The sequence below is a fragment of the Pseudomonas sp. NFACC42-2 genome, from assembly GCF_900116055.1.
Lineage (GTDB): Bacteria > Pseudomonadota > Gammaproteobacteria > Pseudomonadales > Pseudomonadaceae > Aquipseudomonas > Aquipseudomonas marginalis.
The window spans coordinates 54,713-78,781 of the sequence record NZ_FOZO01000006.1 but is presented as its reverse complement, the minus strand read 5'-3'; the positions used below and the strand labels follow the sequence as shown (position 1 = coordinate 78,781).

General features: G+C 62.8%; 23 protein-coding genes. 12 read left to right on the top strand and 11 right to left on the bottom strand.

Going from position 1 to position 24,069, the window contains the following annotated elements:
* Positions 1 to 9: 9 nt before the first annotated feature.
* Positions 10 to 906 (bottom strand): drug/metabolite exporter YedA, encoded by an 897-nt coding sequence (gene yedA, locus BM416_RS14310; RefSeq protein WP_065938338.1) that lies wholly within the window; start codon positions 904 to 906, stop codon positions 10 to 12.
* Between the two features lie 161 nt (positions 907 to 1,067).
* On the opposite strand from yedA, the gene BM416_RS14305 reads away from it, so the two are divergent.
* Complete coding sequence (locus BM416_RS14305; RefSeq protein ID WP_092488480.1) at positions 1,068 to 1,529, top strand: Lrp/AsnC family transcriptional regulator; 462 nt, start codon at positions 1,068 to 1,070, stop codon at positions 1,527 to 1,529.
* Between the two features lie 55 nt (positions 1,530 to 1,584).
* On the opposite strand, the gene BM416_RS14300 is transcribed toward BM416_RS14305, so the two are convergent.
* The 3 genes from BM416_RS14300 to BM416_RS14290 form a co-directional block, all read right to left on the bottom strand.
* The gene (locus BM416_RS14300) at positions 1,585 to 2,196 is read right to left on the bottom strand and encodes a 3'-5' exonuclease (protein ID WP_065924992.1); all 612 of its coding nucleotides are present in this window, start codon (positions 2,194 to 2,196) and stop codon (positions 1,585 to 1,587) included.
* 46 nt (positions 2,197 to 2,242) lie between these two features.
* Positions 2,243 to 2,719, bottom strand: a complete 477-nt coding sequence (locus BM416_RS14295; RefSeq protein WP_024077544.1) for an NYN domain-containing protein — start codon at positions 2,717 to 2,719, stop codon at positions 2,243 to 2,245.
* Between the two features lie 117 nt (positions 2,720 to 2,836).
* Positions 2,837 to 3,580 (bottom strand): DUF2076 domain-containing protein, encoded by a 744-nt coding sequence (locus tag BM416_RS14290; RefSeq protein WP_065938346.1) that lies wholly within the window; start codon positions 3,578 to 3,580, stop codon positions 2,837 to 2,839.
* A 180-nt stretch (positions 3,581 to 3,760) separates the two neighbouring features.
* Here BM416_RS14290 and BM416_RS14285 point away from each other — a divergent pair, with 180 nt between their 5' ends.
* Together BM416_RS14285 and BM416_RS14280 are read left to right on the top strand one after the other, a co-directional pair.
* Positions 3,761 to 4,420: a YciC family protein gene (locus tag BM416_RS14285; RefSeq protein WP_092488567.1), complete on the top strand. Its 660-nt coding sequence runs from the start codon at positions 3,761 to 3,763 to the stop codon at positions 4,418 to 4,420.
* A 40-nt stretch (positions 4,421 to 4,460) separates the two neighbouring features.
* Positions 4,461 to 5,549: an endonuclease/exonuclease/phosphatase family protein gene (locus BM416_RS14280; protein WP_092488479.1), complete on the top strand. Its 1,089-nt coding sequence runs from the start codon at positions 4,461 to 4,463 to the stop codon at positions 5,547 to 5,549.
* Positions 5,550 to 5,628: 79 nt separating this feature from the next.
* On the opposite strand, the gene hrpB is transcribed toward BM416_RS14280, so the two are convergent.
* Positions 5,629 to 8,136, bottom strand: coding sequence for an ATP-dependent helicase HrpB (gene hrpB, locus BM416_RS14275; protein ID WP_092488478.1), 2,508 nt, complete (start codon positions 8,134 to 8,136; stop codon positions 5,629 to 5,631).
* A gap of 110 nt (positions 8,137 to 8,246) precedes the next feature.
* Here hrpB and BM416_RS14270 point away from each other — a divergent pair, with 110 nt between their 5' ends.
* Both BM416_RS14270 and BM416_RS14265 read left to right on the top strand, forming a co-directional pair.
* On the top strand, positions 8,247 to 8,666 hold the full coding sequence (locus BM416_RS14270; RefSeq protein WP_092488477.1) for a polyribonucleotide nucleotidyltransferase: 420 nt from the start codon (positions 8,247 to 8,249) through the stop codon (positions 8,664 to 8,666).
* A gap of 9 nt (positions 8,667 to 8,675) precedes the next feature.
* Complete coding sequence (locus BM416_RS14265; RefSeq protein WP_065938350.1) at positions 8,676 to 9,569, top strand: cation diffusion facilitator family transporter; 894 nt, start codon at positions 8,676 to 8,678, stop codon at positions 9,567 to 9,569.
* Here the strand turns inward: BM416_RS14265 and BM416_RS14260 are convergent.
* The gene (locus BM416_RS14260; protein ID WP_092488476.1) at positions 9,566 to 10,603 is read right to left on the bottom strand and encodes a DUF6515 family protein; all 1,038 of its coding nucleotides are present in this window, start codon (positions 10,601 to 10,603) and stop codon (positions 9,566 to 9,568) included. The genes BM416_RS14265 and BM416_RS14260 overlap by 4 nt on opposite strands.
* A gap of 431 nt (positions 10,604 to 11,034) precedes the next feature.
* Between BM416_RS14260 and BM416_RS14255 the strand changes: the two genes are divergently transcribed.
* The gene (locus BM416_RS14255) at positions 11,035 to 11,514 is read left to right on the top strand and encodes an Lrp/AsnC family transcriptional regulator (protein ID WP_003194418.1); all 480 of its coding nucleotides are present in this window, start codon (positions 11,035 to 11,037) and stop codon (positions 11,512 to 11,514) included.
* 227 nt (positions 11,515 to 11,741) lie between these two features.
* The gene (locus tag BM416_RS14250; protein WP_025999909.1) at positions 11,742 to 11,951 is read left to right on the top strand and encodes a DUF2788 domain-containing protein; all 210 of its coding nucleotides are present in this window, start codon (positions 11,742 to 11,744) and stop codon (positions 11,949 to 11,951) included.
* Here BM416_RS14250 and BM416_RS14245 read toward each other — a convergent pair.
* From BM416_RS14245 to BM416_RS14230, 4 genes are all read right to left on the bottom strand, one after another.
* Entirely contained in the window at positions 11,946 to 12,581 is a 636-nt protein-coding gene (locus tag BM416_RS14245) for a pseudouridine synthase (protein ID WP_092488475.1), read from the bottom strand. The two genes, BM416_RS14250 and BM416_RS14245, sit on opposite strands and share 6 nt — an antisense overlap.
* A 71-nt stretch (positions 12,582 to 12,652) precedes the next feature.
* Positions 12,653 to 14,125 (bottom strand): AMP nucleosidase, encoded by a 1,473-nt coding sequence (gene amn, locus BM416_RS14240; protein ID WP_024077553.1) that lies wholly within the window; start codon positions 14,123 to 14,125, stop codon positions 12,653 to 12,655.
* A 114-nt stretch (positions 14,126 to 14,239) separates the two neighbouring features.
* Complete coding sequence (locus BM416_RS14235) at positions 14,240 to 15,895, bottom strand: acyl-CoA dehydrogenase family protein (protein ID WP_092488474.1); 1,656 nt, start codon at positions 15,893 to 15,895, stop codon at positions 14,240 to 14,242.
* A 100-nt stretch (positions 15,896 to 15,995) separates the two neighbouring features.
* Entirely contained in the window at positions 15,996 to 18,386 is a 2,391-nt protein-coding gene (locus BM416_RS14230) for a hybrid sensor histidine kinase/response regulator (RefSeq protein WP_092488473.1), read from the bottom strand.
* Positions 18,387 to 18,661: 275 nt separating this feature from the next.
* On the opposite strand from BM416_RS14230, the gene BM416_RS14225 reads away from it, so the two are divergent.
* From BM416_RS14225 to BM416_RS14210, 4 genes are all read left to right on the top strand, one after another.
* The gene (locus BM416_RS14225; protein WP_027605261.1) at positions 18,662 to 19,459 is read left to right on the top strand and encodes a hydroxymethylpyrimidine/phosphomethylpyrimidine kinase; all 798 of its coding nucleotides are present in this window, start codon (positions 18,662 to 18,664) and stop codon (positions 19,457 to 19,459) included.
* Positions 19,460 to 19,491: 32 nt separating this feature from the next.
* Entirely contained in the window at positions 19,492 to 20,121 is a 630-nt protein-coding gene (gene thiE / locus BM416_RS14220) for a thiamine phosphate synthase (protein ID WP_092488472.1), read from the top strand.
* Between the two features lie 11 nt (positions 20,122 to 20,132).
* Complete coding sequence (hemL, locus tag BM416_RS14215; RefSeq protein ID WP_027605259.1) at positions 20,133 to 21,416, top strand: glutamate-1-semialdehyde 2,1-aminomutase; 1,284 nt, start codon at positions 20,133 to 20,135, stop codon at positions 21,414 to 21,416.
* 226 nt (positions 21,417 to 21,642) lie between these two features.
* The gene (locus BM416_RS14210; RefSeq protein ID WP_065924979.1) at positions 21,643 to 22,197 is read left to right on the top strand and encodes a tetratricopeptide repeat protein; all 555 of its coding nucleotides are present in this window, start codon (positions 21,643 to 21,645) and stop codon (positions 22,195 to 22,197) included.
* A gap of 8 nt (positions 22,198 to 22,205) precedes the next feature.
* Here the strand turns inward: BM416_RS14210 and BM416_RS14205 are convergent, their stop codons facing one another.
* Complete coding sequence (locus BM416_RS14205; protein ID WP_003215457.1) at positions 22,206 to 22,532, bottom strand: DUF1820 family protein; 327 nt, start codon at positions 22,530 to 22,532, stop codon at positions 22,206 to 22,208.
* A gap of 131 nt (positions 22,533 to 22,663) precedes the next feature.
* Between BM416_RS14205 and miaB the strand changes: the two genes are divergently transcribed.
* On the top strand, positions 22,664 to 23,992 hold the full coding sequence (miaB, locus tag BM416_RS14200) for a tRNA (N6-isopentenyl adenosine(37)-C2)-methylthiotransferase MiaB (RefSeq protein ID WP_027605252.1): 1,329 nt from the start codon (positions 22,664 to 22,666) through the stop codon (positions 23,990 to 23,992).
* The last annotated feature ends 77 nt before the right edge of the window (positions 23,993 to 24,069 follow it).

Here is a 24,069-nt window from a genome sequence, read left to right as displayed (position 1 = left end):
CGCGGCAGTTTACCTTATTTCCGGCTTGGGCTTTCGCCACTGGGGCAGGCTGATCAACAGCACGGCGCTGATAATCACCAGCATGGCCAGGGCCTCTTCCAGACCGATGGTCTCGCCGATGAACACAATCCCCAGCAACACCGCGACGGCGGGGTTGACGTAGGCATAGCTGGTCGCAGCTGCCGGGCGTACGTGCTTGAGCAGGTACATATAGGCGTTGAAGGCGATGATCGAGCCGAACACCGTCAGGTAGGCCAGCGCCAGCCAACCCTCCAGCGGCGGCATGGCCTGCAGGTGCTCACCGGAAAGCGCGCTGCCGATCAACAATGTCACGCCCGCCACCAGCATTTCCGCAGCGCTGGCCATCGCGCCCTGGGGCAGCGGCAACTGCCGACTCCACACGGACCCGAATGCCCACGATGCCGCCGCGAACAACAACAAGGCGGCGCCCACCGGGCTCGATTGCAGGGTGCTGCCCATGTTGAGCATGGCGATGCCCACAATCCCCAGGATCACCCCGGCCCATTCCAGCCGCGTATTTCGCGCCCCCCAGAAAAACCCGCACAGCAAGGTGAACAGCGGCACGGTCGCCACCGCCAGGGCAGCCACGCCAGACGACACGCCCGCATGTTCGGCCAACGTGACGCCGCCATTACCGAAGGTGAGCAGCAAAATGCCGATCATCCCGGCGGCCTTCCATTGTGGCCACGTCGGCGCTGGCACCCCGCGCCATCTGAGGTAGCCATACATCAGCGCACCCGCTGTGCAGAATCGAATCCCCGCCAGCAGCAACGGCGGCCAGTAGTCCACGCCGATGCGAATCACCAGGTAGGTGGAACCCCAGATCACATACAGTGCAAAAAAGGCGGCGATCAACGGTAAGGGAAAGCGACGTGTGCCAGGCATTGGGCGGCTCGAAGGCAGAGATAAGAGAGGCTTATTCTAAAAAGGCAGGTCGTTAAACATAAGTTACAAAACCTGTTTAAACCGCCAGTACACTTTCCAAAGCATGGTTATGAAGGCTATAAATCGTGTTTTCGAAAGCCATCCCCGAGTAGAGCCTTATCATGGACAAATACGACCGCATGCTCCTCAGCGCCCTGCTCGAAGACGGCCGCGCCTCCTACGCGCAACTGGCCCGCACGGTAAACCTCTCCGCCCCTGCCGTGGCCGAACGGGTGGCCAAGCTGGAAGCCAGCGGGGTGATCACCGGGTACCAGGCCAAGGTGGATTTTTCGAAAGTCGGCTTGCCGATTCAGTGCGTGATCGAACTGCGGCTGACCAACCATGGCAACCAGAAGGTGTATGACGCACTGGCCGAAATCCCGGAACTGACCGAATGCCACCGGGTGACGGGCGATCCGTGCGTGATCATGCAAGCGGCGGTGGGCTCGATGCCGGAGTTGGAGAACCTGATCAATCGGCTGGCGAAGTTCGGGTTCAGCAAGACCTCGATCATTTTGTCGAGCGCGATAGAGCGGCGGGTGCCGTTGGGGCAGTTGGAAACCAATGGCAAAAATGGTGGCTGATCTACCGCCATCGGGAGCAAGCCCCTCCCACATTTTTTTGAACGGCGTTGTTCTATCAGAACCCGCGATGTTTCTTCAGATGCTCATTGATCTTCGCCGCCGGCACTTTCTGCAGGGTGCACAGCAGGTCGTGGGACAGTTCGCGCAAGCCATGGGTACGCCGCAGTTCCTGGGCCAGGTGCGCCGTGAGGTTGGCGGCCATTTCCGCATCCGCCAGCGCGCGGTGAGCCTGGCCGGTGTGGGGCAGTTTCGCGTAGGCGTTGAGCGTGCCGAGCTTGTGGTTGGGCGCAGCCGGCATCAGGCGGCGGGCCAGCAGCAGGGAGCAGGCGAATTTTTGCAGGCGGGTGCGGCGGATCAGGCCCAGTTCGAAATCCCAGAACTTCTGGTCGAACGCGGCGTTGTGCGCCATCAGCGGCGTGGTGCCGACGAATTCGTTGACTTCGTTCATCACCCGCTCGGCCGGCGGGGCGCTGCGCAGCATGGCGTTGCTGATGCCGGTGAGTTGCTCGATAAAACCGGGCACGCGCACACCGGCGTTCATCAGGCTCTGGTAGCGGTCCACGATCTGGCCGCGTTCGAGGATAACCACCGCGATTTCCGTGGCCCGGCAGTGGCTGCTCGGGGTGATGCCGGTGGTTTCAAAGTCGATGACCGCTATACGTTCCAAACCTGTTCCAACTCCGTCTAACCCTTTATTTATTAAGCCGCCGTACTTATTTGAGCAGCAACGCGCCTTCGATCGGCACGTAGCGGCTGGCGGCGCGTATCAATGAGTTGGCCGTCAGCCCCGGTACACCATAGGCCACGGCTTCGACGCCGTGCTTGTGGATGATGCGGTCGAGCAGCATGTCGAAATCGCCGTCACCGGAGGCCAGCACAATTTCGTCGACGTGGTCGGCGGCGTCCATGATGTCGATGGTGATGCCCACGTCCCAGTCGCCCTTGGCCGAACCGTCGCTGCGCTGGATATACGGCTTGAGTTTTACCGTGAACCCCAGGTTGCGCAGGATCTGCTGGAACTGCTGCTGCTTGCTGTCACCGCGGTCGATGGCATATGCATAGGCCTCGACGATCTGCCCACGCGAACTGATATCAGCCCACAGGGCGGCGTAGTTGAAATGGCAACCATAGGCCTGGCGGACGGTGTAGTAGAGGTTTTGTACATCGGCGAACACTGCAATTTTCTTCACCGCACTTCCCCATGACAGCCAGGCGCCAGGGCCCGGAAAGGGTGCCAGTATGCCAGCCGCGAGAAGGTTGCCGGGAAAAATCAGACCGGGGCGGCTCAGCGCCCCGGGCCGGAAAGGTCAGACGAAGGAATCGTCGTCGCCGAAGGAAGAGGAATCGTCGGAATAGTCGCTGTCGGCAAAGCTGTCCGAGGCGTTGTCGCTGCCCCAGCTGTCATTGCCGGCGAACTTCTGGTCATCGTTGCCCCAGTTGCCGTTGTCACTGGCGGGCGCCGGCTCTTCACGGATGATTTCTTCCACCACCTGCGGCTGTTGCGAGTTGTGGTTGAACAGGCTGCTGATGCCTTCGGCCAGCAACACACCACCGGCCACCCCGGCGGCGGTTTTCATCGCCCCACCGAGGAACCCGCTGCCAATGGGGGCGGCGGCCGGTTGCTGCGGCTGCTGATAGTTCTGTTGCGGCGCTGGTTGGCCAAAGGACGGCCGCGCCGGTTCACGCCAGCCGCCGCCGGAAGAGGCCGGAGCGCTCTGGGCCGGTTGCGGGTCACGGGAACCGCCGCCAAAGATGCTCGACAGGAAACCACCGCTGCTCGCCGGGGCCGGTTGCGCCGACTTGGCCCGCTGCAACTCATCCTGCAATTGCTGGATCTGCTGCGCCTGTTGCTTGTTCTGCGCGTCGAGACTCTTGAGCGCGTGTTCCTGCACCAGGATCGACTGGGTCATGTAGTACCCGGCGGCCGGTTGGCGAGTCATATGCTCCTTGATCCGCGCTTCTGCTTGCGCATCGCGCGGGGCTGAGTCCGTTTCGGCTTGCTGCAACCGTGAAAACAGTCCATCGATCAGGGTTTGCTCTTCGCTGTTCATGGCGACCTCGTTAGATTGCCGGTAGAAATCGTGGCCTTGCCTGTGATCAGGCCAGGTGCTTAACCGTTATGGGGGTGTTACGAGTTGTTTCAATGGTCTTTACTCAAGGTTTACATTTGCTTACCGCTGGCCATGATCGGTTAAAGTGTTGCCCTTGCTTTCAGGCCTGCGATGAACCCGATGAATCCGTTAGACGTATTGCGCGACTCCTTCCGTTTTACCCGAGGCAACCTGGGCGCAATCGTCCAACTGTGCCTGCCATTGGTGATCCTCGAAGCCCTGCTGCAACAGTTGCTCGACCACACGCTCGGCGCGGATGCGTTCCCCGGCTACAGCGTGGTGGTGGGTTTGCTGGTGTACCCGCTGTACACCGGTGCCTTGATCCTGTTTCTCGACGCGCGCACCCGTGGCGAGTCGCCGCGCACCAAGGACATCTGGGCCATGGCCCTGACCCTGTGGCCGCGCTTCGCCCTGCTGACCGCCATGAGCACCCTCCTGATTTTGCTGGGCCTGTCGCTGTATTTCCTGCCGGGCCTGTGGCTGATGGTGGTGTTGGCGTTCGCCGAGTACCTGCTGGTATTGCGCGGCATGTCGGCGCTGGAGGCGATGAAGGAAAGTTTGCGCCTGACCCGTGGGCATTTCTGGCGAATCCTGGTGTGCCTGCTGTGTGTCATGACGCCCCTGTGGCTGCTCAAGGGCGCCAGCGTCGCGGCCTATCCCAACCCCGCGCCGTTGCTGGGGCTGTTGATGGACAGCGCCCACAGCTTCCTGCAACTGTTCACCAGCGTGGTGCTGTTCCGTTTATTCATGCTGATCGGTGGCGATGCCGACGCGCGGTGATATGCTCCACGCCACTCCTGAAACGCCATAAGCCGAGCCGATGACCCGTTTATTGCGCATCACCCTGCTGGGCCTGCTGATCGTCGCAGGCCTGCTGACGGCCCTGATCTACAGCCTGACCTGGCGCCCCGCCGCCAAGGAAACCCTGCCCGTCAGCTGCGTCGCGCCCCGAGCGCCAACCCTGTTGCCCGGGCAGGCGCTCAAGGTCATGACCTGGAACGTGCAATACCTGGCCGGCAAGAACTACGTGTTCTGGTACGACACCGCCGACGGCAGCGGCCCGGACGACCGCCCTACCGTAGAGGACATGGCCGCCAGCCTCGACGAAGTGGCGCGGGTGGTTCGCGACGAACAACCCGACATCCTGCTGTTGCAGGAACTCGACGAAAACGCCAAGCCTTCCCACTATCAGGACCAGCTGGCGCTTCTGCAGGAGCGCCTGGTCGACCTCTACCCGTGCAGCGCCCAGGCCTTCGACTGGAAAGCCGACTTCGTGCCCGACCGGCATATCTTCGGCAGCGTCGGCCGCAAGCTGGCGACCCTGAGCCGCTACCAGATCGAACACGCCGAACGCCTGCAATTGCCGGCGCCCGAGGCCAATATCATCAGCCGCCAGTTCCAACCCAAGCCGGCCTTGCTGCTGACCTACCTGCCGCTGAGCGATGGCGGCCAACTGGCGGTGCTCAACACCCGCCTGGATGGCGACGCGCCGGGGCGCAGTGCGGTGCAGGAGCAGGTGCAAACGACGGTGAAGCTGCTGGACAAGTTCGAAGGCCGTGGCACGCCCTGGCTGATCGGCGGGGATTTCAACCTGCTGCCCCTGGGGCAGTTCCTGCGATTGGAGGCGGGTAAGCGCGGGCAGTATTCGCCGGACAGTGAGCTGCATTTACTGTGGGACAAGTACCCGATGATCCCGAGCAACAGCCAATCCAGCGGGATTGATCGTGAGAAATGGCTGACGTATTTCCCCAATGACCCGAGCCTCGATGGCCCGGATCGCACCGTCGATTACCTGTTCTACAGCCCGCGAATCAAGCGGGTGGAGGCCAAGGTACGACAGGAAGATACGTTGCGTATTTCCAACCATCTGCCGGTGATTGCGCGGTTCCTGTTGCCCGCCGCGCCATAACAGACACTACAAAACTAATGTGGGAGGGCCGGTGCGACGATTCGACTTGCCCCCTCCCACATCTGAATCTCTGCCACGCTTACTTCCGGGGTTTGATCCGCGCGGTCGGCTCGGCTATCAGCGGATCATCCGGCCAGTAATGCTTGGGATACCTGCCCTTCAGATCCTTCTTCACTTCGGCGTAGGTACTGCGCCAGAAGTTCGCCAGATCCTGGGTCACCTGCACCGGCCGCCGTGCCGGGGACAACAGGTGCAACTTCACCACCTGGCGCCCGCCGGCAATGCGCGGGGTGTCGGCCAGGCCGAACAGTTCCTGCAAGCGCACCGCCAGGATCGGCGGCTGTTCGCTGTAGTCCAACCGCACCGATGAACCCGATGGCACCTTCACATGCTGCGGCGCCAGTTCGTCCAGGCGCTGGGGCAGCGGCCAGGGCAACAGGTTGTGCAGGTAGCTGGAAATATCCAGGTTGGCGAAATGGCTCAGGCGCGAGACTTTGCCCAGGTAGGGCATCAGCCAGTGCTCCAGGCTGGCGAGCAAGGCGCTGTCGCTGACGTCGGGCCATTCGCTGGTGTTGCCGGCGTCCAACTGGCGCAACAGCAGGACGCGGGATTGCCATTGGCGCAGCTCCGGGGTCCAGGGCAGCAGTTCCAGGCCTTTGCGCCGCACCAGGTTGACCAGCGCCTGGCTGCGCGCGGCTTCGTCGAGGCCGGTGAGCGGTTCGCGGCTGAGCACCAGTTCACCGACTTTGCGCTGGCGTTCGGCGCGCAGCACGCCTTCGCGCTCGTCCCAGTCCAGTTGATCGACGTTGCGCACTTGCTCGGCGAGGACCGTGTCGAACAGCGTCGGGTCAAAATCTGCCGCGAGGTAGATGCGTTCTTCGCGCTGGCCCTGGCGGCTGCCGAGGTCGGCGATCACCAGCCAAGGTTGTTTCATCAGGCTGTCGGCCTCGGCGAACAGCGCGGCGCGGCCGTTGGCCAAACGGTATTCGGCACCGCCGGGGCGACGTTGCTGGGCGACACGGTCCGGGTAAGCCAGTGCCAGCAAGGCGCCGAGCCAGCGTGGGTGGTCGGGGTCGGCCACCGGCCGGGTCGCCTGGCCTCTCAAATAGCCACGGTATTGCCGCGCCAGTTGCTTGGCGCGTTGCACTCCGCCCTGAGTACCGCGCGCACGCTCTTCACCGGACATCAGCGCCAGGCGGCTGTGCAAATCCGCGCCGCCACCACGCAAAATATCGCGCTCGCCCAACAGTGCCGCGACATCACAGGCCGTGGCCGCCAGCCCCAGGTCCTGCCCGCGCAGCAACAAATGGGCGATGCGTGGATGGGCCGGCAGCTCGGCCATCTTCTGGCCATGTGCCGTGAGTTTTTCGTCATTCAAGGCCCCGAGGCGTACCAGCAAATCCTGGGCTTGGGCATAGGCGGCGGTGGGTGGCACATCGAGCCACACGAGCTGTGGGGGCGTGACGCCCCAGCGCGCCAGCTGCAAGGCCAGGCCGGCGAGGTCGGCGGCGAGGATTTCCGCACTGCCATACGCGGCCAGCCCTTCATGCTGGTCTTCGGACCACAACCGATAACACACCCCCGGCTCCAGGCGCCCGGCCCGGCCCGCACGCTGGGTGGCGCTGGCGCGGGAGATGCGCTGAGTATCGAGGCGGGTCATGCCGCTGCCGGGGTCGAAACGCGGCACCCGCGCCAACCCGGCATCGATCACCACACGCACGCCGTTGATGGTCAGGCTGGTCTCGGCGATGTTGGTGGCGAGCACCACTTTGCGTTTACCGGCCGGTGCCGGATCGATGGCCGCGCGCTGTGCGTTGAGGTCCAGCTCGCCATGCAGCGGGCAGAGCAACACGTCAGGGCTGTGCCCCAGGGCGTCGGCCAGTTGCTGGTTGACCCGGCGAATTTCCGCCTGGCCCGGCAGGAACACCAGCACGCTGCCGGTTTGGTCATGCAGGGCCTCGAGGATGGTTTGCACCACACGCGGCTCGATAAATTCACCGGCCTGGTACGGCCGCCCCCAGCGCATCTGCACCGGGAACATGCGCCCCTCGCTGCGCAGGATCGGCGCGTCGTCCAGCAGGCTGGCCAGGCGCTCGCCTTCGAGGGTGGCGGACATCAGCAGGATTTTCAGCGGTTGCTCGTCGCGAAACAGGTCGCGGCCGTTCAGGCTCAAGGCCAGTGCCAGGTCGGCGTCGAGGCTGCGCTCGTGGAATTCGTCGAAGATCAGCAGGCCGACACCGTCCAGTGCCGGATCGTCCTGCAAACGACGGGTGAGGATGCCTTCGGTAACCACTTCGATGCGCGTGTTGGGCCCGACCTTGCTGTCGAGACGGATGCGATAGCCGACGGTTTCACCGACTTTCTCCCCCAGTTCGCTGGCCAGCCGTTCCGCGGCGGCGCGGGCGGCCAGGCGCCGGGGCTCGAGCATCAGGATGGTCTGCCCGGCCAGCCAGGGCTCATTCAACAAGGCCAAGGGCACGCGGGTGGTTTTACCGGCGCCGGGCGGCGCTTCCAGCACGGCTTCATGGCGATTCGCCAAGGCGTCACGCAGGGCGGGTAAAACATCATCGATCGGCAACGAATTCATACTGGCTCCAAAGCAGAGCGGCGAGTATAACGGCGAACTGCCGGATGCCGGCGCTGGTCTCAATGGCAGTGCTATATAGTCCCGTATCAACCGTGTTCAGGAGAGTCTCCATGCGTATCGCTTCCCGTGTCATCGGCGGTGTCCTCGCCGTCACCCTGCTGAGCCAACTCACCGCCTGCGGGTCGATTTTCTACCCCGACCGCCGTGGCCAGATCGATGGCAAGATCGACCCGACCATTGCCGTACTCGATGCCGTGGGCCTGTTGTTCTACGTGATCCCTGGCCTGATCGCGTTCGGCGTCGACTTCGCCACGGGCGCGATCTATTTCGAACCCGGCAAGACTGCCCAGGTTGACCCGGAAAAACTCCACGAAGCCATCGGCGCCGACGGCAAGGTCAACAACGCCAAACTGCAAAGCATCATCCAGAAGGAAACCGGCCGCACCCTGCCGCTGGACGACCCACGCATGATCCAGTTCAAGGGCAGCGTGCAACAACTTGCGCTCCTGGGCCTGCAACCCGCCGCCTAAGGATCTTTTATGACCAGCAGTCCCGAACACGCCCGGCTATTACGCCTGGCCACCCGCGCCTCGGTGGGTGTGGCCTGTGCGCTGATCGTTACAAAGGCCATCGCCTGGTGGCTCAGCGGCTCGGTGAGCATGCTCGCCGGGTTGACCGACTCACTGCTCGATGGCGTGACCTCGCTGCTGAACCTGCTGGCAGTGCATTACGCCCTGCGCCCGGCCGATGACGATCACCGTTACGGTCATGGCAAGGCGGAGTCGCTGGCGGGCATGGCCCAGGCGTTGTTCATTGGCGGCAGTGCGGTGTTGATCGCCTTGCAGGCCTACGAGCGCCTGCAGCATCCGGAACCGGTCGGCGCGCCGTGGCTGAGCATTGGGGTGATTGTGTTTTCCCTGGTACTGACCGTGGCGCTGCTGATGCTGCAACACCGGGTTGTGCGCGAAACCGGCTCCAATGCCGTGCGGGCGGACTCGTTGCACTACCGCTCGGACCTGCTGCTCAACGGCAGCATCCTGGTGGCGCTGGTGCTGGCGGGCATGGGCTTTCATCAGGTCGACGCCTGGTTCGGCCTGGGCATCGCCGCCTACATTTTGTGGAGCGCGATCCAGATCGCCAGGGAAAGCTTTGCGGTGTTGATGGACGAGGAACTGCCGCCGGACGTCAGCCAGCACATGCTGGAACTGGCGCGAGGCGTACCGGGGGTGTTGGGTGCCCATGACCTGCGCACGCGCATCTCCGGCAACCATTGGTTCGTGCAGTTGCACCTGGAACTGCCGGGGGAGTTGACGCTGTCAGTGGCCCACGGCATCAGCGACCAGGCCGCCGATGCCATTCACGCAGCCTACCCGCGCGCCGAAGTGCTGGTGCACGCCGACCCGCGGGAAGTGGTCACGGGCGCCAAAGCCTAGTACTGCACCTGATACCCGCGACTGCTCAGGCAGTTGCCCTGGGCCTGGCGGTAGGTTTGCACCACCGCCGGGTCAGGGGCGTAGGTGACCGCCTGCGGGTCGAAGCCGCTTTGTTGCACTGCCCAGCGATAACAGTCGTAGCCGTCCTGCTGCACTTGCGCCGGTGACTGCCCGTTGGCGGGATAGGCCACCACGTCATAGCCATTGCCTTGGGGTGCTGGCTGCGGTGCCGGCACTTGCGTCGGCGGTTGTACCACCACGTATTGCTGGGTGCTTTGTTCGTAGGCGTAGTAGGCGCCGGCGGCCAGGAACAACAGCGAGCCACCTACCCACACTTCGCGCGCGTAGTCCGGCAGGTAATGCACGCGGATGCCATACGGCGGCGCCACGACCACATAGCGCGGGCCTTGGGGGCGGTACCAGTAGCCGCCGGAGAAGAAGTAATCCTGGCCACGGTAAGGCACTCGGTAGTTGCGGTCGGGGAAGCGGTCGACAACATAGCCAGGCCGATACTGGGGGCCGGGGCCCCAGCCGTTGCCATGGCCGTCGGGGCGACCTGGCCAGCGGTTATCGTTGGGATGCCCGTTGTAGCCAGGCCGCGAGCCTGGGCCGCCGGCCTCCCAAGTGCGGTTATCGTCGTTGCGTCGAGGAATGTCACGGTAGTAACCCTGACGGGGTTCCTGGGTTTGGCGCACGGTATCGGGGCGACTCTGGATCGGCAGGTTATTCGCAGGCTGCGGGACTGGCCGAGGCTGTTCGGCACCTTGCGGTCGACCTTGCCACTGCCCGCCACCGTGGGGCGGTTGCTCGGCACGATCAAAATGCGGGTTCTGTGGACGTGGCTGATTGTTTTCCGGCCGGGGTTGATTGTTCTGTGGACGCGGCTGGTTATTCTGCGGGCGCGGCTGTTCGTTACCCTCCGGCCCTCTTTCATGCTGGCCGCCACCCTCAGGGCGCGGCTCGTCGGCCATCACTTGCGTGCCGAAGGTGACCATCAGCAAACCTACACCTGCCATACGCCAGATGCGCTTCATGCTATTCCTCACTGCGGATAAGGGCCTGGAAGGTCCGGCCTCATAGATGAGACTGGAAAAGCCTCGCCCGGTTCTGAGACAGGTTATCAGTCACAAGAACAATTTTCTTAAGGCAAAAGAAAAGGGGTGACCCGTCGGCCACCCCTTGAGAACTTCGTCCATGCTCAACGCTTTTGACGTTGGCTCACCTCACGCCGTCTTGTGGACAGTGTGCAGCCTGGAGGCCGGCTCGACCCTGCTGGGGTGGCGGCCGCAGCAAGCCTGATTGGGCGAGCTGCTGTGGACTGTTGTCCAGGCGGTGATTCTGTTGATAACGATACAGGCCAGCGCCGGACAGATGATTGCGAAGATTGCGTCAATAAACAGTGCTTGCGCAATTTTTAACCCTTCATGGATAATTCACCGCAATAGTTACGACAAAGGCCAACCCAATGAGCAAGCTTGACCGATACGACCTGAGTATTTTGGCGGAATTGCAGCGCGACGCGAGGATCTCCAACCAGGAGTTGGCCGAGCGTATCGGCCTGTCGCCTTCGCCCTGCTCACGCCGGGTCAAGCAGTTGGAGGACGACGGCTACATCGCGCGCCAGGTCGCCCTGCTCGACCGCAAGATGCTCGGCCTGAGCCTCACCGCCTATGTGCTGATCGGCATGGACCGCCACACCCCCGAGCGTTTCGAGAACTTCGAAGCGGCCATCCGCACCCTGCCCCAGGTACTGGAATGCAGCCTGGTCACCGGGATGGATGCGGACTATCAGTTGAAAGTGGTGGTGCCGGACATGGACCACTATCAGAAACTGCTGCTGGGCCACCTCACCCGGATCGAAGGCGTGACCAGCGTGCGCTCGAGCTTTGTGCTGAACCAGGTGCTCAACAGCACCGAGCTGCCGCTGACCCACCTGCGCACCTGATCCCATGAACAATGAAGATCAAATGTGGGAGGGGGCTTTCCCCCGATGGAGTATCAGTCACCAGATACACAGCCTGACACACCGCTATCGGGGGCAAGCCCCCTCCCACATTTGGCCTGTGTTCCAACAGTGAAGTCTGCGTGCGACGCACCGACGCAGGTCAATGTTGCGCCTATGGCACTGCCGTATACTTGCCGCCTGCCCCGTTGGAAGAGCCCATGAACAACATCGACCCCGCCCTGTTCGAAGAATGGATGATGACCGGCCTGGTCACTATCCTGATCATTTTCATGGGCTTTATCGTCTGGGACCTGGCGAAGAAATCCAAGGCCGGGCGCTTTGGTTCGTTCATCCTGTTTTTCGTACTGGGCCTGGGCGTGGCCGCGTTCATCATCAAGAGCGTGGTGATCGGCCTGATCGAGTCCGGCGCTTTATAAACGCGCGGGTACTTCCTTCCATTGGCCTTGGTCCAGGCCGTCGATTGTCCAATCGCCGATACGCACCCGCACCAGGCGCAAGGTCGGCAGGCCCACGGCGGCGGTCATGCGCCGAACCTGGCGGTTACGCCCCTCTCGAATCACCAGTTCAAGCCAGTACGTCGGTAGGTTTTTGCGAAAGCGCACCGGCGGGTTGCGTGGCCATAACGCCGGCTCATCCAGACGCCGGGCCTCGGCGGGCAAGGTTTTGCCGTCGTTGAGTTCTACGCCGTCGCGCAGGCGTTGCAGCAATGCTTCGGTGGGTTCGCCCTCCACCTGCACCCAGTAGGTTTTCGCCAGCTTGTGCTTGGGGTCGGCAATACGCGCCTGCAACTGGCCGTCGTTGGTCAGCAACAACAGACCTTCGCTGTCACGGTCCAGGCGACCTGCCGGGTAGATGCCGGGGATGTCGATAAAGTCCTTGAGCGTCGCGCGCCCGCCTTCGTCGCTGAACTGGGTCAGCACATCGAAGGGTTTATTGAACAGGATCAACTTCGGCTCGGCCGGCGGCGCCTTGGCAACACGGCGCGCGGCAGAATACGGAGGTTTCACGCCAGGGCGGCGCGAATCGGGACGGGGGGGACGGGACATGGCAAAGGAACATCTAACGGTCAGGACCGACAATGCTAGTGGCCTGACCGCTAAATGACCATCCCAACCGCTTAGCGGAACGGCGGCTCGTCGAAGCTGCGCAGTTTGCGCGAGTGCAACGAGTTGAGTTCGGTGCGCAACAGGTCCACCGCCTCGATGCCGATCTTCAAGTGCTGGCTGACCGCGCGTTCGTAGAACGCGTTGGCCGAGCCCGGCAGCTTGATCTCGCTGTGCAGCGGCTTGTCCGACACACACAACAACGTGCCGTACGGTACGCGCAAGCGGTAGCCCTGGGCAGCGATGGTGCCGCTTTCCATGTCCACCGCCACGGCGCGGGACAGGTTGATCAACGGCCGTTCCTGGGCCCAGCGCAGTTCCCAGTTGCGGTCGTCGTAGGTCAGCACGGTGCCGGTACGCAGGCGTTTTTTCAGTTCTTCGCCTTTCTCACCGGTGACATTCGCCGCCGCCTGCTGCAAGGCCATCTGCACTTCGGCCAGGGCCGGGATCGGGATGTTCGGCGGTACCACCCGGTCGAGAATCCCATCGCGGCGCATATAGGCGTGGGCCAGTACGTAGTCGCCGATGGTCTGGGATTGGCGCAGGCCGCCACAGTGGCCAATCATCAGCCAGCAATGCGGACGCAGCACCGCCAGGTGGTCGGTGATGTTCTTGGCGTTGGACGGGCCGACACCGATGTTCACCAGGGTCACGCCGTGGCCATCGCTGGCCTGGAGGTGATAGGCCGGCATCTGGTAGCGGTGCCACACTACGCCTGCGGCAATCGCCGAGGCTTCGCCGTGGTCCATGCTCTTGTCGATGATGACGTTGCCCGGCAGCACCATGCGGATAAAACGCGGGTCGCTGCGCAGTTGTTCCAGGCCATGCAGGATGAACTGGTCGACATAGCGGTGGTAGTTGGTCAGCAGGATCCACGGCTGCACATGGCGCCAGTCGCTGCCGGTGTAATGCACCAGCCGGCGCAGGGAAAAGTCCACGCGCGCCGCATCGAACAGCGCCAGGGGCAGCGGGTCGGTGTTTTCCCAGTCGTAGAGGCCATCGGCGATGCCATCGGTGGCGGCCGACAGGTCGGTGCTGGGGAACACGCGCGCCAAGGTCGCGGCGGTCACACCGGAGCCGGCCAGTTCGTCGCCCTGCTCCACCACGTACGGATAAGGAATGTTCTGCTGGCTGACGCCCACTTCCACGGTCACGGTGAAGTCGTGCATCAGCGGCACCAGTTGTTCCAGCAAATACTTACGGAACGCCGCCGGATGCGTGACGGTTACGCTGTAGGTCCCGGGTAACTGGACCTTGGCATACGCCCGGGTAGTCTGTGGGACTTCGCCGTGGCAATGGTAAGTCAGGCGCAGTTCCGGGTAGCGAAACAGCGCGCGTTGTTCGGCGTCGGGTTCGACGCGGTCCTTGAGGTATTGCTTGAGGGCTTGATTGAGCGCGCCGGTAGCCCGCTCATGCAGGGCCGCCAGCCGATCCACGGCTTCTTCGGCGGTTTGAACGACAACAAAAGCTTCGGTCACGGTAAGCATCCTGTGTTCTGACTTGCAGGCCTTTATCTTGCCTGTATCCCTGTCAGACGCAAACCTTGAATTGGAGTGCCCTCTCAAGATGGCTGCAAGTCCCCTCCCACATGTGGACCGTGTTTATTCAGGTACATTGGGACTTGAGCGCGCGACGATGACCCCGACATCGACGCCACGCGGCAAGGTGCCGTAGACGCGGCCAGACGACTGGCCCAAACGGCTGGCGATAAAACCATCGCTGACCGCCGCATGACCGGCCTCCAGCAGCAACTTGGCCTGTAGCGCCACGGCAATATCCTCGGTCAACTGCCGCGCGCGGTACTGGATGTCCTGGGTGTCCATGAACGCCGACTTCAGGTGTTCGATATGCCGTGCCAGTTGCTTATCGCCATGCCCGTCACCGAGTTCGACAAACAGCGCTTCCAGCACGCCGGGCTCCTTGGAGAGTGCGCGCAGCACGTCCAGGCATTGCACATTGCCGGAACCTTCCCATGTCGAATTCACCGGCGCCTCACGGTACAAGCGCGGCAGGATGCTGTCCTCCACGTAGCCCGCGCCGCCCATGCATTCGGCGGCTTCGTTGATCATCGCCGGGGCGCGCTTGCAGATCCAATACTTGCCCACCGCCGTCACCAGCCGAGCGAACTTGGCTTCCCGCTCATCACCCAGGTTATCCAGAGCGCAGCCCATGCGCATGCTCAAGGCCAGTGAGGCTTCGCTTTCCAGAGCGAGGTCGGCCAGCACGTTTTGCATCAGCGGCTGCTCGCTGAGCACACGGCCACCGACCCGGCGATGAGCACAGTGATGGCTGGCCTGGGTCAGCGCCTGGCGCATCAAGGCGCTGGAACCGACCATGCAATCGAAACGGGTCATGGCGACCATCTCGATGATGGTGGGCACGCCACGCCCCTCTTCGCCGATCATCCAGGCCAGGGCCCCACGAAACTCCACTTCACTGGACGCATTGGAGCAGTTGCCCAATTTGTTTTTCAGGCGCTGGATATAGAACTCGTTGCGGGTGTCATCCGGGCGATGCCGGGGCAGCAGGAAACAGGTCAGGCCTTTGTCGGTCTGGGCCAGGGTCAGGAAGGCATCGCACATCGGCGCCGAGCAGAACCACTTGTGACCGACCAGCTCATAGGCTTGCCCGGGCCCGCCAGCGCCCACCGGATAGGCGCGGGTGGTGTTGGCACGCACGTCGGTGCCGCCCTGTTTCTCGGTCATGGCCATGCCGATGGTTGCACCGGCCTTGTGGGCAATGCCGACATTGCGCGGGTCATAGTGGGTGCTGAGGATTTTCGGCAGCCAGGCCTGCGCCAGGTCTGGTTGCAAGCGCAGGGCCGGGACGCAAGCGAAGGTCATGGTCAGTGGGCAGCCGGTGCCGGCCTCAGCCTGGCTGTGCAGGTAGGTCATGGCCGCACGCGCCACATGGGCACCGGACTGTGGATGGGCCCACGGCAGCGACGGCAGGCCATGCTCGACCGCGGTGCCCATCAGCTCGTGGTAGGCCGGGTGAAACTCCACCAGGTCGATGCGATGCCCATACCGGTCATGGCTGCTGAACACCGGTTTGTTCTGGTTGGCCAGGAACCCGGCCGCCATCAGCGGCCCGCCGGCCAACGCCCCGTACGCATCGATGCGCGCCTGCGCCCAGCCGGCGCCAAAGCGCCGTGACCAGTCTTGCAGGGGCACGTCGATGCGGTACAGGTTGGTGCCGTCCAGGGAGGGCGGCTGGTTGGTGACGTCGTGGGTTTCGGCGAACTGATGCAGGTTCATGACGGGCCTCCTGGAAAAAAGGCCTTGTCGAATGCGCACCTACCCATAAAGGCGCAGATCGATTGAGGCCGGTTTTTTCAGTTAAGCACCGTCATCCGGGTTAAAAAAGTGGCATACGCGCCGAATGCCCGGCGCTTTCGCCCTCGAGCGCGCTCAACAAGTGGCGCTCCAGTACCGCCTGCAACGCCTCGAAGCGCACCGGCTTGGCCAGGCGGTCGGTGATGCCGATACCATGACCGCGCTCGCGCTCGGACGTATTCAGCGACGTACTCAAGGCGATCACCGGCAATTCACCACAGCCAGGCAGTGCACGGATCTGACAACACAACGAGAAGCCGCCTTCGGGCACATCCAGCAAGACCGCGTCGAAGCTTTGCCCCTGCAAGGCCGCCAACGCCGCCGGGCCACTGTCCACGGTTTTCACCCGGTAACCCAGCTTGAGCAACATGCCGCGCACCGCCAACTGGCCGACGCTGTTGTCATCCACCAGCAATACCGCGCAATCCTGGGGCGCGCGTTGCCGGCCGGGCGCCGGTTTTGCCTCGTTCGGCACCGGGCTGACGTTCACGTCCAACTGGAAGCGGCTGCCCTTTTGCGGCTCGGAATGATGGGTAAGGCGCCCGCCCAACAGCTCGATCAATTGCCGACAGATGGCCAGGCCGATGCCCAGGCCGCCGTATTCGCGGGTCATGGAGCCATCGAGTTGGAAAAAGCGCTGGTACAAGGTCGCCTCGTCAAGGAAGGCGAAGCCGATACCGGTGTCGGTCACAATGAAGCTCAGGCGCACATCGCCGTCACTGTGAGGCACCCCCACCACCCGCAGGCGCACGGAGCCTTCGCGGGTGAACTTGAACGCGTTGTCCAGCAGGCAATCCAGGCACTGGAGCAGTTTGTCGACGTCACCCACCACACGGTCCGGCAGCTCATCGGCCACATCGATGGAAAATGCCAGGCCTTTGCCTTGGGCGCTGGTGTTGAATTGCTGGCGCAGGGTGTCGAGCACGCCGCGCAGGCTGAACACCCGAGGCTGGGCACTCAGGCGCCCGGCCTGCAGTTCGGTGAGGGTGAGGATGCCATTGACCATGCGCATCATGTCCCGTGCCGAACCGGCGGCCGTTTGCTGGTACTGCGCCAGGTCGTCGTCCAGCGGCACCGTTTGCATCAGCTCAAGGGAGCCGATCACACCGTTCATAGGCGTGCGCAGTTCGTGGGTCAGCGTCGCGAGGAATTCATCCTTGAGACGGTTGCTGCGGGCCAGTTGCTGGTTGAGCACTTCGAGCTTCTGGCTGGCATCGAACAGGATCTGTGCCTGTTGTTCACGCATGGCATTGATGCGGTCGGCGAGGGCCAGGGATAACAGCGCCACTTCAATCGCCGAGCCGATCTGGCTGGCGTACATGGTGAGGAACACATTGGGCAGGTAGCCCAGTACCATCAGCGTGTTCACCACCCCGCCCAGCAGGAACGCCGACCAGGCGATGATGAAATACCGTGCCACTCGCTGGCCGCAGTACCAGGCCTTGATGGCGGCGACGAAGATGGTCACGGTGAATACCAGCGCCAGGCCGGTCGCCAGGCGCAAGGCCAGGGCGTAGCTGGTCAGCAGCGCCAGCGCCATCACTGCGCCGCCGCACACCGCCAGTGCCAGCAAGAGCCGGTTGAGCCAGCGGCTGTGCTGCGCGGTATGCAGGAAGCTGCGGGCGAACAGGCTGCCGAACAGCGCCGCCGAACCGATCAGCAACGGCACCGCCGCATTCGCCCACCACGGGCTGTTCGGCCAGAAGTACTGCACCGCCACGCCATTGACCGACAGTTGGTACAGGCCAAACGAAGCGATATAGAGGATGTAATACAGGTAGCTGGTGTCGCGCACGCTGAGGTAGATGAACAGGTTGTAGACCAGCATCCCCAGCAGGACGCCATAAATCACCCCCAGCACAGACAGGCGCAGCGGTTGTTGCTCCAGGTAAGCGGTGCCGGCCCAGAGCGTCAACGGCGCCTGGATCGAGCCCTCGCTTTGCAGGCGCAGGTAGAGCGTTTGCTGCTGGTCGGGCACGAAATTGAGCTTGAACAGGTAGTTGCTCTGGCTGACTTCACGACTGGAAAAAGGCAGCGCACTGCCGGTACGGCTGGCCAGCCGATAGTTGCCGGTGCCATCGTTCTGGTACAGGTCCAGATGATTCAGCGGCGGGTAAGCCAACTCCAGGAACCAGGTGCGGGGGGCACGGGGGTCCTTGGCCACGTAATGCAGGTCGACCTTGAGCCAGAACACCGAGCGCGAATAGCCGGCGTTGAGGGTGGCTTTGTCATGGTGCTTGAATTGAGCAGCGTAGGCGGGGGAGCTTACTTCGGCGATGGTGAGGGCATCGGTGGGGTCTTCGAGCACTTGCATGGCTCGGCCCAGCGGCAGGCTTCGGGTGTCCTGGTTGAACTCGATGGCGCTGGCGAGCATCGGCAGCCCGCACAACAATAAGATCAGCAAATAGCGCATAGAGCCCCAGCGTGGCCTGTCCGGTTATGTCAAAAGCCCCCATTCCTTTTGAGAAGACGTACACCGGCGGTACAGTTAAGTTGTTTGAATCCACTTTAGCATAGCCGCTAAAGGCCATTGGACACCATTGAAATAATTTTTTGAAAGGCTCTAGAACAAGGCTTTCAGAGCGTTTTCGCAGCCGAGCACACGCCAAAAAAGCGGCGTTTGCGCGACAACATTCAACCATCGCCCGAAGGCCCCGCCAAAAGCGTTTGGTGGTAAGCTCGCGCACCATGAATATCTACAGCTCTCGCCCCGTTGTCCTCTGTCTCTCCGGCCATGATCCCAGTGGTGGCGCCGGCTTGCAGGCAGATATCGAAGCCCTCCTCGCCCAAGGCTGCCATGCGGCCCCGGCCGTCACTGCCCTGACCGTGCAGAACACTGTCAATGTCAGCGATTTCCGCGTACTGGACCGTGAGTGGGTAATGGCCCAGGCCAATGCCGTACTCGGTGACTCCGACGTGGCGGCGGTCAAGCTGGGCATGCTCGGCTCCACCGCGATGGTCGACACCGTGGTCGAACTGCTGCAGGCGCACCCGCACCTGCCGGTCGTGTGCGACCCGGTGCTGCGCGCCGGCGGCGGCGGCAGCCTGGGCAAGGACGAAGTCGGCTATGCCATGCGCGAGCGGCTCCTGCCGCTGTCGCTGATCGCCACGCCGAACCTGCCTGAAGCCCGTATCCTCGCCGAACTGCCCGAGGGCACCGCCGACGAATGCGCCGCGAAGCTGTTGCCGTTCATCAAGCACCTGTTGATCACCGGCGGCCATGGCGATGAGCACGAAGTGCACAACCGCCTCTACAGCCGTGATGGCACGCGCCAGACCTTTACCTGCCAGCGCCTGCCCGGCAGCTATCACGGTTCGGGCTGCACCCTGGCCAGCGCCCTGGCCGGACGGATCGCCCAGGGCGAAGGGCTGGTGAGTGCGGTGCAATCGGCACTTAACTACACTTGGCGCACCCTGCGTGACGCCGAACAACTCGGCCAGGGCCAGTTCGTACCGCGCCGGCTGCCGCTGGATTTCTGCTCGTAACTATCTGCTCTTAACAGCAAGAGGCCTGCCCGATGAAACTACGTGGCCTTTACGCCATTACCGACAGCCAACTGTTGGCCGGCAAGTTCCTCGCCTACGTCGAAGCGGCATTGGACGGTGGCGTGACCCTGCTGCAGTACCGCGACAAAAGCAGCGACGAAGCCCGGCGCCTGCGCGAAGCGGAAAAACTGCGGGAGCTGTGCTCGCGCTACAAGACCCAGCTTATTATCAATGATGACTTCGACCTGGCCGCGCGCCTGGGCGTCGGCGTGCACCTGGGCCAGACCGATGGCCCACTGACGCCGGCCCGTGCGCTGCTCGGTTCCAAGGCGATCATCGGCGCCACCTGCCACGGCCAGATCGAACTGGCCGAACAGGCGGCGAAGGAAGGCGCCAGTTATGTCGCCTTCGGCCGCTTCTTCAATTCCAACACCAAGCCGGGCGCTCCGGCCGCCACCCTTGAAATGCTCGCCGAGGCCCGCAAGCGCCTGCATGTGCCGATCTGCGTGATTGGCGGCATCACCCTGGAAAACGCCGGACCGCTGGTGGCCCAGGGTGCCGACCTGCTGGCCGTGGTCCACGGCCTGTTCGGTGCCGACAGTACCCAGGAAGTCACGCGCCGCGCCCGCGCCTTCAACGACCTTCTTAAAATTTCAGTTTAGAGAGCCCGATCATGTCTCGTTCCGAAACCCTGTTTGCCGATGCCCAGAAACACATCCCCGGCGGTGTGAACTCCCCCGTGCGTGCGTTCAAAAGCGTGGGCGGCACGCCGTTGTTCTTCAAGCATGCCGAAGGCGCCTACGTCACCGACGAAGATGACAAGCGCTACGTGGATTACGTCGGCTCCTGGGGCCCGATGATCCTCGGCCACAGCCACCCTGACGTGCTGGACGCCGTGCGCAGGCAGCTGGAACACGGCCTGTCCTACGGCGCCCCGACCGCCATGGAAACCGAGATGGCCGATCTGGTCTGCAGCATCGTGCCGTCGATGGAGATGGTGCGCATGGTCAGCTCCGGCACCGAAGCCACCATGAGTGCGATTCGCCTGGCCCGTGGTTTCACCGGCCGCGACAGCATCATCAAGTTCGAAGGCTGCTACCACGGCCATTCCGACAGCCTGCTGGTCAAAGCCGGTTCCGGCGCGCTGACCCAAGGCGTACCCAGCTCGGCCGGCGTACCGGCAGCCTTCGCCAAACACACCCTCACCCTGCCGTTCAACGACATCGGTGCCGTCGAGCAGATGCTCAGCGAAGTCGGCCAGGACGTGGCGTGCATCATCGTCGAGCCGGTGGCCGGCAACATGAACTGCGTGCCGCCCGCCCCGGGCTTCCTGGAAGGCCTGCGCGAACAGTGCGACAAGCACGGCGTGGTGCTGATTTTCGACGAAGTGATGACCGGCTTCCGCGTTGCCCTCGGCGGCGCCCAGGCGCACTACGGCGTCACGCCGGACCTGAGCACGTTCGGCAAGATCATCGGGGGCGGCATGCCCGTGGGCTGCTTCGGCGGCAAGCGCGAGATCATGCAGCACATTGCGCCGCTGGGCCCGGTGTACCAGGCCGGCACACTCTCGGGTAACCCCCTGGCCATGGCGGCCGGCCTGACCACCCTGCGCCTGATCAGCCGCCCGGGCTTCCACGCCGAGCTGACCGACTACACCACCCGCCTGCTGGACGGCCTGCAACAGCGCGCCGACGCCGCCGGTATCCCGTTCGTGACCACGCAAGCGGGCGGCATGTTTGGCCTGTACTTCAGCGGCGCCGATGACATCGTCACCTTTGATGATGTGATGGGCAGCGATGCCGACCTGTTCAAGCGCTTCTTCCACCTGATGCTGGAGGGCGGCGTGTACTTGGCGCCGAGTGCCTTCGAAGCCGGCTTCACCTCGATCGCCCATGGCGACGCCGAGCTGAAACTGACCCTGGATGCCGCCGAGCGCGCCTTCGCCGCACTGAAATAAGCCGGTGCAAAAACCTGACGTCGCTGTGGGCGGCGTCAGATTTGCTACTTTGCCTACAGGGATTTCCTTATTTTTCCGAGAATTTACCTGCAATCCGGCAGATAACTTGCCTAAGCAGCAGAAAAACGAGTAAAGACTTTGTAAGCAGAGGCCTGCTTATTTCATAATGCGCGCTTATTGGATCCCCCGAGGATCCGCGCGCCCCGTCAGAGGTAAGTCGATTCCCATGAAACGCACCGGCCGCACCCTGGTACTGGGCTGCCTGTTGCTCCTTCAGCCGCTGCTGGCACATGCCCAGGCAGGCGGCAACTCGTTGTTAATCCCAGCGATGGGTCGTTGCACCCTCAATACCCAGCCAGACAGCCAGGCCGAAGCCCTGAGCGCGTGTCAGAAACAGGCCGACGGTGGGGATGCGCAGGCGCAATACGAGTTGGGCGAGTACTACCACGACAGCAAGAACCCGGCCCGTGACCTCAACAAAGCCTTGAGCTACTTCGAGAAAGCCTCGTTGCAGGGCCACGCCCAGGCGCAGTTCCAGCTCGGCACCATGTTCTTCAAAGGCGAAGGCGTGCCGGCCAATAACGTCCAGGCCTATATCGTGCTGAAAATGGCCGCGGTCAACGGCGCCGAAGACGCGCTGGACACCGCCGACGAAGTCGCCGAGCACATGCAACGCGATGAATTGGAAGTGGCCACCCAGGTCCTGGGGCAGATTTTCCGCAACTACCTGCTGGAGCTGCAGAGTGCCGATGGGCGCTCGCCCTTCTCACCCCTGCCCTGACACCCAGCCTATTTCTCAGGCATCGGCATCGGAAACGGCATGACATTGCTCATGCCCCGGGCTTCGCTGATTTTCGGCGTGCCCAGGCGCTCGACTTCGTCGATGCGCACGATCGAATGCATCGGCACAAAACTGCGCACCACGCCTTCGAACTGGGCCTTGAGCTTTTCCTCGCCCGGGTCGACGACCAGCTGTGTGCGCTCGCCAAAGACGAACTCTTCCACTTCCAGGAAACCCCACAGATCACTTTGATAGATCTGCTTGGCGTACATTTCGAACACCTGGCCCTGGTTGAGGAAAATCACCTTATAGATTGGAGCTTCACGTTTGGTCATGGTGGGTGAGGAACACATGGGGGATATAAAAGAGGGCGCGAACTATAGCATGGCACCCGATGCACAGTGCTAGGAACCGATGGGCATGACCCCTATAATGCGCGGTTCTTTACCACCAGTTGACGATTCCCATGGCCAAGAAGCTTTATATCGAAACCCACGGTTGCCAGATGAACGAGTACGACAGCTCGCGCATGGTCGACCTGCTGGGTGAACACCAGGCCCTGGAAGTCACCGCCCGCGCCGAAGATGCCGACGTGATCCTGCTCAATACCTGCTCGATCCGCGAGCGGGCCCAGGACCGTGTGTATTCGCAGCTGGGCCGCTGGCGCGAATTGAAACTGGCCAACCCGGACATGGTGATCGCCGTCGGCGGTTGCGTGGCCAGCCAGGAAGGCGCCGCGATCCGCGACCGTGCGCCGTATGTCGACGTGGTCTTCGGCCCGCAGACCCTGCACCGCCTGCCGGAAATGATCGACGCCGCGCGCATCACCAAGCTGCCCCAGGTCGACGTCTCGTTCCCGGAAATCGAAAAATTCGACCACTTGCCCGAGCCGCGTATCGACGGGCCGAGCGCCTACGTGTCGGTGATGGAAGGCTGCAGCAAGTACTGCACCTTCTGTGTGGTGCCCTATACCCGTGGCGAAGAAGTCAGCCGGCCGTTTGACGACGTGCTCGCAGAAATCATCCACCTGGCCGAAAACGGCGTGCGCGAAGTGACCCTGCTGGGCCAGAACGTCAACGGCTATCGCGGCCTGACCCACGACGGGCGCCTGGCTGACCTGGCGGAGTTGATCCGCGTGGTCGCTGCGGTGGATGGCATCGAACGCATTCGCTACACCACCTCGCACCCGCTGGAGTTCTCCGACAGCCTGATCCAGGCCCATGCCGACGTGCCGGAACTGGTCAAGCACCTGCATTTGCCGGTGCAATCGGGCTCGGACCGCATCCTCTCGGCGATGAAACGCAACCACACCGCCCTGGAATACAAATCCAAGCTGCGCAAATTGCGTGCAGCGGTGCCGGGCATCTGCATCAGTTCGGACTTTATCGTCGGCTTCCCCGGCGAAACCGAGAAAGACTTCCAGCAGACCATGAAGCTGATCGAAGACGTCGGTTTCGACTTTTCCTACTCGTTCGTCTACAGCCAGCGCCCCGGCACCCCGGCGGCGGACCTGCTGGACGAAACCCCGGAAGCGCTGAAAAAAGAGCGCTTGAACGCGCTGCAACATCGCCTTAACCAGCAGGGTTTCGAGATCAGCCGACAAATGGTCGGCTCCATCCAGCGCATCCTGGTCACCGACTACTCGAAAAAAGACCCTGGCGAATTGCAGGGCCGTACCGAGAACAACCGGATCGTCAACTTCCGTTGCGATAATCCGACATTGATCGGTCAGTTTGCCGACGTGCATATCGATGCGGCGCAACCGCACTCGCTGCGCGGGTCGCTGGTGCAATAAAGGTGAGAGGGGGGCAAGCCCCCTACCACATTGGAACCGTGCAACATTCCAATGACGTAAGTGCTTTCGTACCCGCG

Coding starts and splice junctions, on each gene's coding strand:
- yedA (WP_065938338.1), bottom strand. CDS start 906: ATGCCTGGCACACGTCGCTTTCCCTTACCGTTGATCGCCGCCTTTTTT.
- BM416_RS14305 (WP_092488480.1), top strand. CDS start 1,068: ATGGACAAATACGACCGCATGCTCCTCAGCGCCCTGCTCGAAGACGGC.
- BM416_RS14290 (WP_065938346.1), bottom strand. CDS start 3,580: ATGAACAGCGAAGAGCAAACCCTGATCGATGGACTGTTTTCACGGTTG.
- BM416_RS14285 (WP_092488567.1), top strand. CDS start 3,761: ATGAATCCGTTAGACGTATTGCGCGACTCCTTCCGTTTTACCCGAGGC.
- BM416_RS14280 (WP_092488479.1), top strand. CDS start 4,461: ATGACCCGTTTATTGCGCATCACCCTGCTGGGCCTGCTGATCGTCGCA.
- hrpB (WP_092488478.1), bottom strand. CDS start 8,136: ATGAATTCGTTGCCGATCGATGATGTTTTACCCGCCCTGCGTGACGCC.
- BM416_RS14270 (WP_092488477.1), top strand. CDS start 8,247: ATGCGTATCGCTTCCCGTGTCATCGGCGGTGTCCTCGCCGTCACCCTG.
- BM416_RS14265 (WP_065938350.1), top strand. CDS start 8,676: ATGACCAGCAGTCCCGAACACGCCCGGCTATTACGCCTGGCCACCCGC.
- BM416_RS14260 (WP_092488476.1), bottom strand. CDS start 10,603: ATGAAGCGCATCTGGCGTATGGCAGGTGTAGGTTTGCTGATGGTCACC.
- BM416_RS14255 (WP_003194418.1), top strand. CDS start 11,035: ATGAGCAAGCTTGACCGATACGACCTGAGTATTTTGGCGGAATTGCAG.
- BM416_RS14245 (WP_092488475.1), bottom strand. CDS start 12,581: ATGTCCCGTCCCCCCCGTCCCGATTCGCGCCGCCCTGGCGTGAAACCT.
- amn (WP_024077553.1), bottom strand. CDS start 14,125: ATGCTTACCGTGACCGAAGCTTTTGTTGTCGTTCAAACCGCCGAAGAA.
- BM416_RS14235 (WP_092488474.1), bottom strand. CDS start 15,895: ATGAACCTGCATCAGTTCGCCGAAACCCACGACGTCACCAACCAGCCG.
- BM416_RS14230 (WP_092488473.1), bottom strand. CDS start 18,386: ATGCGCTATTTGCTGATCTTATTGTTGTGCGGGCTGCCGATGCTCGCC.
- BM416_RS14225 (WP_027605261.1), top strand. CDS start 18,662: ATGAATATCTACAGCTCTCGCCCCGTTGTCCTCTGTCTCTCCGGCCAT.
- thiE (WP_092488472.1), top strand. CDS start 19,492: ATGAAACTACGTGGCCTTTACGCCATTACCGACAGCCAACTGTTGGCC.
- hemL (WP_027605259.1), top strand. CDS start 20,133: ATGTCTCGTTCCGAAACCCTGTTTGCCGATGCCCAGAAACACATCCCC.
- BM416_RS14210 (WP_065924979.1), top strand. CDS start 21,643: ATGAAACGCACCGGCCGCACCCTGGTACTGGGCTGCCTGTTGCTCCTT.
- BM416_RS14205 (WP_003215457.1), bottom strand. CDS start 22,532: ATGACCAAACGTGAAGCTCCAATCTATAAGGTGATTTTCCTCAACCAG.
- miaB (WP_027605252.1), top strand. CDS start 22,664: ATGGCCAAGAAGCTTTATATCGAAACCCACGGTTGCCAGATGAACGAG.